This is a genomic window from Mycobacterium neglectum, from assembly GCF_002591975.1.
GTDB classification, from domain to species: Bacteria; Actinomycetota; Actinomycetes; order Mycobacteriales; family Mycobacteriaceae; genus Mycobacterium; species Mycobacterium neglectum.
Genome location: NZ_NVQE01000006.1, coordinates 119,908 through 132,959, shown reverse-complemented (window position 1 = coordinate 132,959; position 13,052 = coordinate 119,908). Strand labels below are relative to the sequence as shown.

The window sequence follows — 13,052 nt, the reverse complement described above, 5'->3', positions numbered from 1 at the left end:
CCTGAGACGACTCTGACATCACATCTCTCAGGATGTCTCAGTACGATATGAGTCTCGTCCGTAAAGGGCTCCAGCGTCGGGGCCACGCAAGGTGCTGTCACCTATAGGGGAGCGCTGCGTACGTCGGGGCGCAACGTCGCGCACGGCGGTAGAAGAGTCGGAGGCCGGTGGAACGATGAGTGACGGCGATAACGCCACTCCCGGCCGTCATGGCCGGGGTGACTCGTCGGCACCTGATGGCCCATCCGACGCCTACGAGTGGCTTACCCGAAGCGCTCCGCCATTGCCAGGCGCCGCGCCGTGGGAGCGCTCCGGCATCGCTGAAGACGACGCACAGCCCACCTCAACGCCCAACAACCACACCGACGGGATCACGGTCGCCGACCTGATCGCGAAGCTCAACGGCGATCACGCCGTCCCGTCGGAACTGAAGCGCCACCGGCCCGAAAACAGCACCCCGCCTGCTGCGCCACAACCACCGCCGCCACCGCCGACGGAAGTCATCGATGCCGTACCGGCGTCCACGTGGTACGAGCGGTCCGACGAGGTGGCGGACGACGACAGCTTTGATACCGAGATCATCCCCGCCATCGCGGCGCAGGCCTCCGAGCTGCCGGATCTGACGTTGACCCACCAGGTCGACCGCGTGCCACCGTCACACATCGGCAGGAGCCGCAGACAGACCGATCAGCATCCGCGCCGCCGCCGCAAGTCGATGGCGGCCGGCCGTGCCATCACCGCAGTGCTCGCGGTGCTCGCCCTTGCCCTCACCGGTGGCGCGTGGCAGTGGCAGTCGGCAAAGAACAACATGCTCAACCGGATCTCCGCGCTCGATCCCGAATCACGCGACATCGTCGACGCGAACGCACAGTTCGGCGACGAGAACTTCTTGATCGTCGGCGTGGACAGCCGCATGGGCGAGAACGTCGACATGGGAGCGGGCACCACCGATGAAGCCGCCGGCGCGAGGTCGGACACGGTGATGCTGGTGAACATCCCCGCCAACCGTGAACGCGTTGTGGCGGTGTCGTTTCCGCGCGACCTCGCCATCGAGCCCATGAAGTGCGAGCCGTGGGATCCCAAGACCGGCGAATACGGCCCGATCACCGACCCGGAGTCACCGATGTACGGGGCCGACGAGGTCTACACCGAGTACAAGCTGAATTCCGCCTATGCCGTTGGCGGACCGAAGTGCTTGGTGAAGGTCATCCAGAAAATGTCGGGCCTGTACGTAAACCGTTTCATGGCGGTCGATTTCGCGGGATTCTCGAAGATGGTCGATGCGCTCGGCGGTGTTGAGGTGTGCAGCACCACCCCGCTGGAGGATTACGAGCTGGGCACCGTACTGGCCAACCCGGGCCGGCAGATGGTCGACGGCCACACCGCGCTCAACTACGTGCGGGCCCGCCAGGTCACGACGGAGACCAACGGCGACTATGGCCGCATCAAACGTCAGCAGCTGTTCCTGTCCTCGCTGTTGCGCTCGATGATCTCCAGGGAAGTGTTCTTCTCGCTGTCCAAGCTCAACAACGTCGTCAACATGTTCATCAACGACAGCTACGTCGACAACATGGACACCAAGGACCTCGTCACGCTTGGCCAGTCGGTTCAGGGCATCGCAGCGGGCCGGATCACCTTCCTCACCGTGCCGACCACGGGATACATGGACGAGTACGGCAATGAGCATCTCCGTGAGGAGGACAACGAGGCCATCTTCGACGCGATCATCAACGACGATCCGCTGCCCGAGGAGAAGAACGCCAACAACACCCCGGTACCAGGCACCCCCGAGAGCCAGACCGAGACACCCAGTCAGGACGCCGCTGCCCCAACCGAACTCCTCGACACGATCACGACGGACCCGAACGACATCACCGTGCAGGTGTCGAATTCGACCGCCGAGGACGGGCTGGGCGCGACCGCCGCCGGCGAACTCCAAACGCATGGGTTCAACGTCATCACGCCCGACGATTACCCCGGTCCGCTGGACACGACGACGGTCTTCTTCTCGCCGGGCAACGAACAGGCCGCCGCGACCGTCGCGTCGGCCCTCCCCAACTCGACCATCGAACGTTCCACCAACCTCGGCGACGTCGTACAGGTGGTGCTCGGCACCGACTTCTATTCGGTGACTTCGCCGCCCACGAGTGGATCTCACGTGCAGGTCCACGTCGCGCACGGCACCAATAGCACTGCGACCGATCTGCCCGAGGATCTCACGGTCACCAACGCCGCGGACACCACCTGCGAATAGTCCCGCCTGCAAGGCGAAGTCGGCGTTTGGGCATACGCCATTCACCTGGCGTTCACCCTGCACGTCGTGACGTTACTGCCGCTCAGAACGTAGGGTGGACGTATGCGAACCGCGTACCACGACCAGTTGGATCAGCTGTCTGAACAGCTCGGCGACATGTGCGGACTGGCAGGCGCGGCGATGGAGCGTGCAACCCAGGCCCTGCTGCAAGCCGATCTCGTTCTGGCAGAGCAGGTGATCGGCGACCACGAGCAGATCGTCGCGATGAGCGCACGCGCCGAGGAGGCCGCATTTGTGCTACTCGCCCTGCAGGCGCCCGTCGCAGGAGATCTTCGCTCCATCGTCACCGCGATCCAGATCGTTGCCGATGTCGACAGAATGGGCGCCCTGGCCCTGCACGTCGCCAAGATCTCCCGCCGCCGCCATCCGCAGCACACGCTGCCCGAGGAGGTCAACGGCTATTTCGCTGAAATGGGCCGGGTAGCAGTCGAATTGGGCAACAGCGCGCAAGAGGTGCTCGTCACCCGCGATCCGGAGAAGGCGGCACGGATCAATGAAGAAGACGATGCGATGGACGATCTGCACAAACACCTTTTCACCGTGCTGATGGACCGTGAGTGGAAGCACGGGGTCACCGCCGCGGTCGACGTGACACTGCTGTCCCGGTTCTACGAACGATTCGCCGACCATGCGGTCGAGATCGCGCGTCGAGTCATCTTCCAGGCCACCGGGGAACTCCCCGGGGAGGACCAATTAGCCTCGCGCTGAGGCCATTCCAAGCGAAAAGGCCCCCGAGCGATCGGGGGCCTTTTGCGTGTCGACTCGCTTAGCCGAAGCGGCCGGAGATGTAGTCCTCCGTCGCTTTCTGCGTCGGATTCGAGAAGATCTTCTCGGTCACGTCGATCTCGACGAGCCGACCCGGCTTACCGGTGGCCTCGAGATTGAAGAACGCCGTCTGATCGCTGACCCGCGCCGCCTGCTGCATGTTGTGCGTGACGATGACAATTGTGTAGTCCTGCTTGAGCTCTGAGATCAGATCCTCGATCGCCAGAGTCGAAATCGGATCGAGCGCTGAGCAAGGCTCGTCCATCAGCAGCACGTCCGGTTGCACTGCGATGGCACGCGCAATGCACAGTCGCTGCTGCTGCCCGCCGGACAGACCACCGCCGGGCTTGTCGAGTCGGTCCTTGACCTCGTTCCACAGATTGGCGCCTCGGAGCGACCTTTCGGCCACCTCGTCGAGCGTCTTCTTGTTGCGTGCGCCCTGCAGCTTCAGCCCGGCCACCACATTGTCGCGAATCGACATGGTGGGGAAGGGGTTCGGCCGCTGGAACACCATGCCGATGGTCTTGCGGACGCTCACCGGATCGATGCCCGAAGCGTAGATGTCCTCGCCGTCCAGCAGCACCGAGCCTTCCACCCGGGCACCGGGCAGGACTTCGTGCATGCGATTGAGGGTGCGCAGCACCGTCGATTTTCCGCAGCCCGAGGGGCCGATGAAGGCTGTGACGCTTCGCGGTGTGACAGACAAACCCACGTCAGCGACGGCGTGGAACGAACCGTAGTAGATGTTGAGATCTTTGAGATCCAGCCGCTTGGCCATGAGGCTCCTAAACTCTGTTCCGCGTCAGGTATCGGTTGACGAATGCAGCGCCGAGGTACAGCGCCGCGATGATCAAGATGAGGGTCAGCGCGGCACCCCACACGCGCAGCGCGCCTGCCGCTTCTGGATTGACCAGTTCGGTGTAGATCAGCAGTGGCAGTGACGCCATGTTGCCCTCGAGTGGATCCATGTTGATCGATCGGCTGTAGCCGACGAGCACCAGCACGGGGGCTGTTTCGCCCATAACCCTGGCAAGGGCCAACAGGATGCCGCTGATCATTCCAGGCAAAGCGGTGGGCACGACGATGCGTGCAATGGTCTTCCATTTCGGAATGCCCAACGCGTACGACGCTTCTCGCAACTCGTCAGGTACCAGCTTCAGCATCTCCTCTGTGTTGCGCACAACGACGGGAAGCATCAGCAACACCAACGCCAGCGAGACGGCGAGGGCGCTCTGCTCGAATCCCAGGGTCGCAATCCACAACGCGAAGATGAAGAGCGCGGCCACGATCGACGGCACACCGGCGAGAATGTCGACCATGAACGTCGTCACCTTGGCGAACCGGCCCCGACCGTATTCGACCAGGTACACGGCTGCCATGACGCCCAACGGCACGGAAAGCACGGCGGCGATCGCGGCCTGGATCAGGGTGCCGTAGATCGCGTGATACACCCCGCCTGCCATCTGTTCCGGCAGCACGCCGGCAAGTGAGTGGCTCCACCACGTCGAGGACGTGATCGCGGTGATGCCCTTGGCCAGCACCGTGTAGATCAGCCAGACCAACGGGATCATCGCTACCACGAAAGATGCGGTGAAAAGTGTTGTCGCGAGGCCGTTCTTGAGCTTGCGACTGGTACTCACCGGGTGGAAGGTGGGAGCCTTTACCGGCTGGTCGAGTGTTGCCGTCATCCTCCGCTAACCCTTCCGCCGGCCGCCGCCCGGGCCAGTGCGTTGACGATAAAAGTCAGCGCGAAGAGCACGAAGCCTGCGGCGATGTAAGCGCCTGTCGGCAGTGGGGCACTGAACTCCGCTGCCGCCGAGGCGATCTTGGACGCGAACGTGTAGCCGCCGTCGAAGAGCGACCAGCTGCCGGCCTGAGCAGCGGTGCGCAGGATGATCAGGATCGCGATGGTTTCACCGAGCGCGCGTCCCAGGCCGAGCATCGACGCCGCGATCATGCCGCTTCTGCCGTAGGGAAAGACCGTCATCCGGATGACTTCCCATTTGGTCGCACCGAGGGCCTGCGCGGCCTCGACGTGACCGCGTGGGGTGAGCGCAAAGACTTCGCGGGTGACCGACGTGATGATCGGGAGAATCATGACGGCGAGCACAATTCCCGCGGTGAAGATGGTTCCACCACCGGCCAGCGACACGTTGCCGTCCGAGAACAGGAAGAACCAGCCGAGGTTCTCATTGAGAAACGTCGCCACCGGTGTGAGCCACGGGGCCAGCACGAATATGCCCCACAGGCCGAACACGATCGAGGGCACCGCCGCCAACAGATCCACCAGCATTCCGAACGGCCGTGCCATCCGCTTCGGTGCATAGTTCGTCAAGAACGCCGCAATGCCGATCGCGATGGGCACGGCGATGATCAGAGCGAACACCGAGCTGAGCACCGTCACCATGAACAGGTCGCGGATTCCGAAACGCAGGTTGTCCGAGTCGCTGGTGAGGAACTCTGTGCTGAAGAGGAAGTTGGCCTGATTGGCCTGCAGCGACGGGATCGCCTTGATGATCAGGAAAAGCGCCATCAGAGCGATAGCACCGATGATGGTCGCACCGGCAGCGATCGCGATGGACTTGAAGACGGTGTCACCCCAACGTCCGTCGCCCTGCCTCAACGCTGATCCCTTCCCGGGTTTGGTCGACATTTCGGGATTATCCCCGCCCGGCTGTGGGCTCGCCGGCTTTACCGACGAGCCCACAGCGGTCGAATCTGGTGTCACAGCCATGGGTTGGTGACGACTACGTGGTCGCGTTGATGGCGTCGACGGCTTCGGTCAGCCGCGTCTTGAATGCCTCGGGGATCGGAATGTAGCCGTTTTCCTCGAGACCGGTCTGGCCGTTCCCGAGAGCCGAGTGCATGAACGCCTTGACCGCGGTGGCCACCTCGGCATCGGGATACTGCGAGCACACGATCTCGTAGGCCGCCAGCATGATCGGGTAAGAACCCGGTTCGGTCGGCATGTAGAAGGACGTGGTGTCGAGCACCAGATCGTTGCCCTCGCCCTTGAACTTCACGCCGTCGATGGCAACGCCCGCCGTCTCGGTGTTCAACTCGACCGGTTCCGGCCCTGCAGAGGTGATGATCTTGGCGATGGAGAGGTTCTGCGCCTTGGCGAACGACCATTCGTTGTAGGTGATCGACCCCGGAGTGCTGGCGATCGCCGCGGACGTGCCCTCGTTACCCTTGGCGCCCTCGCCAACGCCGCCGGCGAACGACTTGCCTGCGCCCTTGCCCCATGCTCCGTCCGACGCCGCGTCCAGGTACTTCTGGAAGTTGTCCGTGGTACCGGATTCGTCGCTGCGGAAGATCACGTTGATCGGCTCGGCCGGCAGCGATGCGCCCTCGTTGAGCGCCGCGATCTCGGGAGCATCCCAGGTCTTGACCGTGCCGTTGAAGATCTTGCCCAGAGTGGGTCCGTCGAGCACCAGACCATCGACGCCGGTCACGTTGTAGGTGACGGCAATGGGTCCGAACACCGCGGGCAGATTCCAGGCGTCGCTGCCGCCGCACCGCTCCTTCGCCCGGTCGACCTCGCCCTTCTCGGCACTGAGTGGCGAGTCGGAGCCGCCGAAGTCGGTCTGTCCGCCGAGGAACTCCGAGACCCCCGCGCCCGAACCACTCGAGGTGTAGTTCAGCGTGAAGCCGGGGCAGTCCTTCTCGTAGGCGTTGATGAAGCGCGTCATGGCGTTGGCCTGCGCCGAGGAACCGCTGGCCTTCAGCGACTCCTTGCCGCCGCAGTCACCAGTCGCCGCCGAACCCGAGCCATCGGATCCCGCTTCCGAAGAGGTGTTGTTGTCGCTGCCACAGGCCGACAGCAGCAGGGTGCCGGCAGCCAGCAGGCTCACCGCAGCACCAGTTCGTTTGGCCTTCACGAAACTCCTTTGTGAACCAGGTAGACGCTGGCACGGGCCGACTGGCCCTTGCCGTGACACAAGTCGCGTCAAGCAGACCCATCGCTGCTCGGCTGTGAACCTAAGCGCACGTCGTTAATCGATTCCCTACGGATAGTGAACGGAAGATGAACCAGCCACGGGTTCATGGCGACATTTCAACTGGAGGAGTTGACGTAGCCGATTCCTCTCAGTACTTATTGAGTCAATGACTACTGAGGTAAATCGGGACTTGGCACAACGCACAGCCATTTTCGCCGCGCTGGCCGACCCCGCCCGGCTGACGATCGTCGACCACCTGCTGAATGCGGACGCGTCCCCCTCAGAGCTGCGCGCCATCCTGTCGATGTCCTCCAACCTGCTCGCGCATCACCTCGCTGTGCTGAAAAGCGCCGGCGTCGTACGACAGAGCCGGTCAGAAGCCGACGGGCGGCGCACTTATCTCAAACTCAACCATTCGGCGCTCGACGGTCTTGTCCCATCAGCCCAACATCGGGCTCGTCGCGTCGTGTTCGTCTGTACTCACAACTCGGCCCGCAGCCAGCTTGCTGCTGCGATCTGGAACCGCCGCAGCGAATTACCCGCTACCTCGGCCGGCACGAAACCCGCGCCACAGGTGCATCGCGGCGCAGTGGCAGCGGCAAGGCGCCTCAACTTATCGATGCGCGCAACCAAGCCGCGCTATCTGGGCGATGTCCTGGCCGCCGACGATCTAGTGATCGCGGTGTGCGACAACGCACATGAGGAACTTCCTGCCGAACTACCCCGCATCCACTGGTCCATCAGCGATCCAACCTGCACCGCCGTCGCGGCGGCGTTCGACGAGACCGTCATTGAACTCACCTCCCGTATCGATCATTTCGTCCCCCATGTTCAACCCGCTTAGTCCAGGAGAAGTCATGACCGACAACATCATTGAACACAATCAGAAATTTCGTCACGATCTCTCTATCGACCAGCGGTTGGCGATGAAGACGGCTGCCGGGCAATTGCAGAAGGAGTTCGACGGCGTATTCGGGGCCGAAACCATCGAAAGGTTCCTCCACTCGTCCTATGACCAATTTGCCGGCCGGGCGACGGTGCCCCGTTTCCTGCCCTTGTTGGCCGAACGGTTTGCGCGGCAACGCCTCCGGGCGTTGGCCAAGGTCGAAGGAAAGTCACACGACGGGAAGCCAACTGTTCTATTTCTTTGCACCCATAACGCCGGTCGGTCGCAAATGGCGATGGGGTTCTTCACTCATCTCGCCGGTGATGCGGCCGTCGCGTGGTCCGGCGGCTCTGAGCCCGGCGAGCTGGTCAACCCGGCGGCTATCGAGGCCATGGCGGAGCGCGACATCAATATCTCTGGCGAATACCCCAAGCCGTGGACGGATGAGATCGTGCGGGCGGCAGACGTCATCATCACGATGGGCTGTGGCGATGCCTGCCCGATATTTCCCGGCCGCAGATACGAGGAGTGGGTCCTCGATGATCCGCACGGGCAAGACGTCGCCGCCGTTCGCCCCATCCGGGACGAGATCGAGCGTCGGGTCCGAGCGCTGCTGGCTGAACTCGAGGTTCCGGTAGATGCGTAGAACTCAGGCGCTCAGCCGTCGACAGTGAGTTGGCGGGCGTGGAAGTTGAAGTGCTTGCCGGGGTATCGGTATACGTCTTCCAGCGTCATGTAATCCGTGAAGAATGGGTCCCATCCGGTTGGGAAATGCATGCCGCGACGCAACGCGTCGGCGCTTTCCGTCGCAAGGTTTCGATCGATCGACGCAATGACGCGATCGAGCTTGGCGCCCATACGGCGGCGGTTGTAATAGAAAGCGGCTGCGCATGAACCGTAATAGTTGATCGGGTGGAACGGCGTGGTTGCGGCGTTGAGCATTCGAGCAAAGACGCGGCTGACAGCTTCGGGCAGGCGGCTAAGTAAGCGCACAAGAAACAGCAGCCGCTGCACGAGCATGTAGCCGAACACCATGTGCAGTAACAACTGCTCGTTGTTCCAGCGTGTCCCCTGCGTTGGCTTGTGCCAAGCGCCGTTGCGTTCGGCGTCGGCAAGCAGACCATGAAATTCGGCGCGTGCCCTCGCTAGGTCCGCCGACATCGCTGCCCGGTCGATTGTGCCACCGTTGGCCACACAGAGAATCGTCCAGCACGGAGCGGCTGACGGCAACCGTGTGCGGTGTTCATGCCCGGTTCGGCATCACTAGTCACTCGGCAGCTTCAGCCTTTAATCTGGCCTGATGTCATTCGGACGATGAGGGAAGCGACGCGGCCAGCGATGTCGTCTCGGACGTGGCGCATACGTTCGATGCCGTCGATGCCCCGGTCGGATGGTTCGTCGGTATCCCAGTTCTCGAGCTGCACCCCCGGGACAGGTGCGACCTTCGCTTCGCGTCCGAGGGTAATGACGAGGTCTACGCGCTCCAGCAGGTCATGGTCGATCGGTTTCGGCCTCTCGCTGCTGATATCGACACCCAGCTCGAGGAGAGACGCTGCCGACAGCGCGTTGATCTCCCCACCGGGGTTGGTGCCCGCTGAGTACACGTCCACCGTCTCGCCCGTCGCCTGCCGCATGAGACCGGCTGCCATTTGCGACTTGCCGCCATTCTTGACGCAGACAAACAACACCGAGGGCCTTGCCCCGTTACTCAATTCACTACCTTTCGGTGCCGACAGCAGTCGACGGCTTGACGGCAGCAGAGTGGTTGCCTCCGAAACGCTTTCGCAGCGCCAGAGATACGTAGACCAGCGCGACTAAGACCGGGACCTCGATGAGCGGGCCGACCACTCCGGCCAGCGCCTGGCCGGAAGTGGCCCCATACGTAGCGATCGCCACAGCGATCGCCAATTCGAAGTTGTTCCCTGCAGCGGTGAACGCCAGCGTTGTGGTGCGTTCATATCCGATGTGAAGCAGTGCACCCAACAGGAAGCCGCCGCCCCACATGATGGCGAAGTAAGCCAAGAGGGGCAGGGCGATTCGCACTACGTCCAGCGGTCGGTTGGTGATCTGTTCTCCCTGCAGCGCAAAAAGAATCACGATGGTGAAGAGCAGTCCGTATAGCGCCCACGGCCCTACCGCGGGCAGGAACTTGGACTCGTACCATTCACGGCCTCTTGCCTTTTCGCCGAGCCGCCGCGATAGATACCCGGCCAATAGCGGGATTCCCAAGAAGATCAGGACGGACTTGGCTATCTGCCACGGCGATGTCGAGATGGTGGTCTGCTCCAGCCCCAGCCATCCGGGCAGCACCGACAAATAGAACCAACCCAGTACCGCGAACATCACGACCTGGAACATCGAGTTGAGCGCGACCAGCACCGCGGCCGCCTCGCGGTCTCCGCAGGCGAGGTCATTCCAGATGATGACCATGGCGATGCAACGCGCCAGGCCGACGATGATCAAGCCCGTGCGGTATTCAGGAAGGTCCGGCAGCATCAGCCACGCCAACGCAAACATCAACGCCGGGCCGAACACCCAGTTGAGAAGAAGCGAACTGATCAGCAGTTTGCGGTCGCCGGTGACAGCGTCAAGCCTGTCGTAGCGGACCTTCGCCAACACCGGATACATCATGATCAGCAGTCCGAGCGCGATAGGGAGCGAGATTCCGTCGATCTGCACCTGGTCCAACGCCGTGTTGAGTCCCGGGATCCAGCGGCCCAGCAGCAGGCCGGCGGCCATTGCGATGCCGATCCAGACGGGTAGGTACCGATCCAGCGTCGACAACTTCGCCACGACCGGCGGCGCGTCTGGATCAGTCGGCGCAACCTTGTCGGTCATGCCCGCGCCCCAACCGCGTGCGCCACATCGGCACTGACACTCAACAACGACGACAACGAGGCGAGGGCCTCGGGCACGACGGTGTAGTACACCCAGGAGGCGCGCCGCTCCGACGTAAGCAACCCTGCGTCGCGCAGAACCTTCAGGTGGTGCGAGATCGTCGGCTGCGACACCTCGACGCCGGGCGAGATGTCGCACACGCACGCCTCGCCGCCCGCGTGGCTTGCCACCGAACTCAGCAGGCGCAACCGCACCGGATCGGATAACGCCTTGAACTTCGCGGCCGTTTCGGTCGCTTGAGCCGTCGTCAACGGTTCCCGGACCAACGGCTCAAGCGCACAACAGTCCTCCGAGGACCTGGACTGATTCGACATACATCGATATTGACAGATATCGAATCAGCGAGCAAACCAGCGGCATACAACCGCGGGGCGGATGATCCTTCTAGCAGCTCACTGCCCGTAGGCGGTGTCGACCGACGACACCTCGAAACCCAGTCGCTCATAGGTCTTTACCGCCGCGGCGTTATCTGCCTCGACGTAAAGCATCACCGCAGACCGAGAACTCGCTGACAGCGCCGCGGCGAGGTGATGCAGTCCGATGAGGGTCAGCGCCGCACCAAGCCCCCGGCCCTGCGCGGCCGGGTCGACACCGACGACATAAACCTCGCCCAGATCGATGTTGTGCACCTTCGTCCAATGGAAGCCCAACAGTTTTCCGGTGGTCTCGTCGACGGCCAGGAAGATCCCCTCAGGGTCGAACCATGCTTCGCGGCGGCGCTCTTCGACGTCGGCGGCGGTCCAGCCACCCTGCTCGGGATGCCAGGCGAACGCGGCATTGTTGACGCGCAACAGTTCGGCGTCGTCGGCCGGTCCTGAATAGGTGGCGATACGCACGCCATCGGGGACGGTCACCTCGGGCAGGTCAGTGAGCGGCCGTCGCATCTGCAGCAGTTCCCGCACGACCGTCAGGTCGAGTGACGCGGCGGTGGCGCGGGCGGCCTCGATGTTGCCGTGCGCCCAGATCCGGGCGCCCTTTCCGCCCTCGGCCAGCCCCTGCCGCGCCATGGCCGAACCGATGCCTCGGCGTCGCGCCGATGGATGCACGACGAGTTCGGCCATCGCCGGTGCCTCGTCGTCGGCCGGCGCCAGGTTTAAGTACCCGACTATGTTCCTCCCGCTGTCCTCGACGGCGACGAGGTGCCGGGTGCGGTCGTGGGTCAGCTCTCGCAGAACCTGATCGCCGACGGGGGCGACACCGTCGAGCCCCTCGGCTGCAGCCACGACCTCGCGGATGCGGTTCTGATCGTCATCGGACAGACCGGTCCGCCAGATGGTTTCCGGACGAGTCACTGACTGCCGAGCGGATCGGCAAGCGGCTCGGGCACGGCGTCGAAATCATCAGCAGGGTCGCCCACGACTCCGGGGTCCTCGGAAACGTCGGAAGCCGGTGCCGGTGTCCGCCCGCGCGCGGGCCGAACCGCCTTGTAGCCGACGTTGCGCACGGTGCCGATCAACGACTCGTACTCGGTGCCGAGCTTGGCGCGAAGACGTCGCACGTGCACATCGACCGTGCGAGTGCCGCCGAAGAAGTCGTACCCCCAGACCTCTTGCAGCAACTGCGCGCGGGTGAACACCCGGCCCGCATGCTGTGCGAGGTACTTCAGGAGCTCGAACTCCTTATATGTGAGGTCTAGCGGCCGGCCGCGAAGCCGCGCGGTGTAGGTGCCTTCGTCGATCACCAGCTCGCCCAGACTGATCTTGCCGACGTTCTCCTGGTTGGTCGCGCCGACGCGACGACCGACCAGCAGCCGCAACCGCGCATCGATCTCGGCGGGCCCGGTGCCCGGAAGCAGAATCTCGTCGAGACCCCATTCAACGTTGATGGCCACCAGGCCGCCCTCGTTGACGACGGCCACCACCGGTACCGAGGTTCCGGTGGTGCCGAGCAGGCGACACAGGCCGCGCGCGGCGGCGAGATCCGTGCGCGCATCGACGATCGCCACATCCGCGTTGCCGGCTTCCAAGAGTGATGAAACCTCGGTCGGCGCCGTCCGCACATTGTGGGCGAGCAGCGCCAACGATGGCAGGACTGACTCCGGATGGGGATCGACGGTCAGTAGTAACAGATCCAACTGGCCCTCCAGCAGCGACGGGGACCTCGCCTGGACAACAATGTCGGTCGGTGACTTCCCAGATTCATCCCTGACATATGGCCGTTACCCGGCCGTAAGTCATCTAACGATAGCGCGACACCTGCGCATCGGCTGTGCCAAGGCGGTCTAGTCGGTGTCAGTGGGCAAGAATGT

The 13,052-nt window shown here is 63.3% G+C and carries 12 protein-coding genes and 1 pseudogene; 4 read left to right on the top strand and 9 right to left on the bottom strand.

Annotated features, from left to right (window positions below):
• Positions 1 to 175 precede the first annotated feature (175 nt).
• Positions 176 to 2,254, top strand: coding sequence for an LCP family protein (locus tag CSQ99_RS07530; RefSeq protein WP_099038432.1), 2,079 nt, complete (start codon positions 176 to 178; stop codon positions 2,252 to 2,254).
• A 102-nt stretch (positions 2,255 to 2,356) separates the two neighbouring features.
• On the top strand, positions 2,357 to 3,022 hold the full coding sequence (gene phoU, locus CSQ99_RS07525; RefSeq protein ID WP_099038431.1) for a phosphate signaling complex protein PhoU: 666 nt from the start codon (positions 2,357 to 2,359) through the stop codon (positions 3,020 to 3,022).
• 58 nt (positions 3,023 to 3,080) lie between these two features.
• Here the strand turns inward: phoU and pstB are convergent, their stop codons facing one another.
• The 4 genes from pstB to pstS form a co-directional block, all read right to left on the bottom strand.
• Positions 3,081 to 3,857, bottom strand: coding sequence for a phosphate ABC transporter ATP-binding protein PstB (pstB, locus tag CSQ99_RS07520; protein ID WP_099038430.1), 777 nt, complete (start codon positions 3,855 to 3,857; stop codon positions 3,081 to 3,083).
• Positions 3,858 to 3,864: 7 nt separating this feature from the next.
• Positions 3,865 to 4,767 (bottom strand): phosphate ABC transporter permease PstA, encoded by a 903-nt coding sequence (pstA, locus tag CSQ99_RS07515; protein ID WP_099038429.1) that lies wholly within the window; start codon positions 4,765 to 4,767, stop codon positions 3,865 to 3,867.
• Positions 4,764 to 5,732, bottom strand: a complete 969-nt coding sequence (gene pstC, locus CSQ99_RS07510) for a phosphate ABC transporter permease subunit PstC (protein ID WP_099038428.1) — start codon at positions 5,730 to 5,732, stop codon at positions 4,764 to 4,766. The genes pstA and pstC overlap by 4 nt, the downstream gene beginning before the upstream one ends.
• Before the next feature lie 94 nt (positions 5,733 to 5,826).
• Positions 5,827 to 6,960 (bottom strand): phosphate ABC transporter substrate-binding protein PstS, encoded by a 1,134-nt coding sequence (gene pstS / locus CSQ99_RS07505; RefSeq protein WP_099038427.1) that lies wholly within the window; start codon positions 6,958 to 6,960, stop codon positions 5,827 to 5,829.
• 226 nt (positions 6,961 to 7,186) lie between these two features.
• Here pstS and CSQ99_RS07500 point away from each other — a divergent pair, with 226 nt between their 5' ends.
• A complete protein-coding gene (locus tag CSQ99_RS07500; RefSeq protein ID WP_099038426.1) occupies positions 7,187 to 7,864 on the top strand; it encodes a metalloregulator ArsR/SmtB family transcription factor in 678 nt (225 codons plus the stop codon).
• A 13-nt stretch (positions 7,865 to 7,877) separates the two neighbouring features.
• Complete coding sequence (locus tag CSQ99_RS07495; protein ID WP_099038425.1) at positions 7,878 to 8,552, top strand: arsenate reductase ArsC; 675 nt, start codon at positions 7,878 to 7,880, stop codon at positions 8,550 to 8,552.
• Between the two features lie 11 nt (positions 8,553 to 8,563).
• Here the strand turns inward: CSQ99_RS07495 and CSQ99_RS07490 are convergent, their stop codons facing one another.
• From CSQ99_RS07490 to CSQ99_RS07465, 5 genes and pseudogenes are all read right to left on the bottom strand, one after another.
• Positions 8,564 to 9,067: a DinB family protein gene (locus CSQ99_RS07490; RefSeq protein WP_176560924.1), complete on the bottom strand. Its 504-nt coding sequence runs from the start codon at positions 9,065 to 9,067 to the stop codon at positions 8,564 to 8,566.
• 119 nt (positions 9,068 to 9,186) lie between these two features.
• Positions 9,187 to 10,744 (bottom strand): annotated as a pseudogene (arsB, locus tag CSQ99_RS07480) (ACR3 family arsenite efflux transporter).
• Complete coding sequence (locus tag CSQ99_RS07475; protein WP_099038422.1) at positions 10,741 to 11,118, bottom strand: ArsR/SmtB family transcription factor; 378 nt, start codon at positions 11,116 to 11,118, stop codon at positions 10,741 to 10,743. The pseudogene arsB and the gene CSQ99_RS07475 overlap by 4 nt, the downstream one beginning before the upstream one ends.
• A 78-nt stretch (positions 11,119 to 11,196) precedes the next feature.
• Positions 11,197 to 12,096 (bottom strand): mycothiol synthase, encoded by a 900-nt coding sequence (gene mshD / locus CSQ99_RS07470; RefSeq protein ID WP_099038421.1) that lies wholly within the window; start codon positions 12,094 to 12,096, stop codon positions 11,197 to 11,199.
• Entirely contained in the window at positions 12,093 to 12,878 is a 786-nt protein-coding gene (locus CSQ99_RS07465) for a winged helix-turn-helix transcriptional regulator (protein WP_099038420.1), read from the bottom strand. The genes mshD and CSQ99_RS07465 overlap by 4 nt, the downstream gene beginning before the upstream one ends.
• Positions 12,879 to 13,052 lie beyond the last annotated feature (174 nt).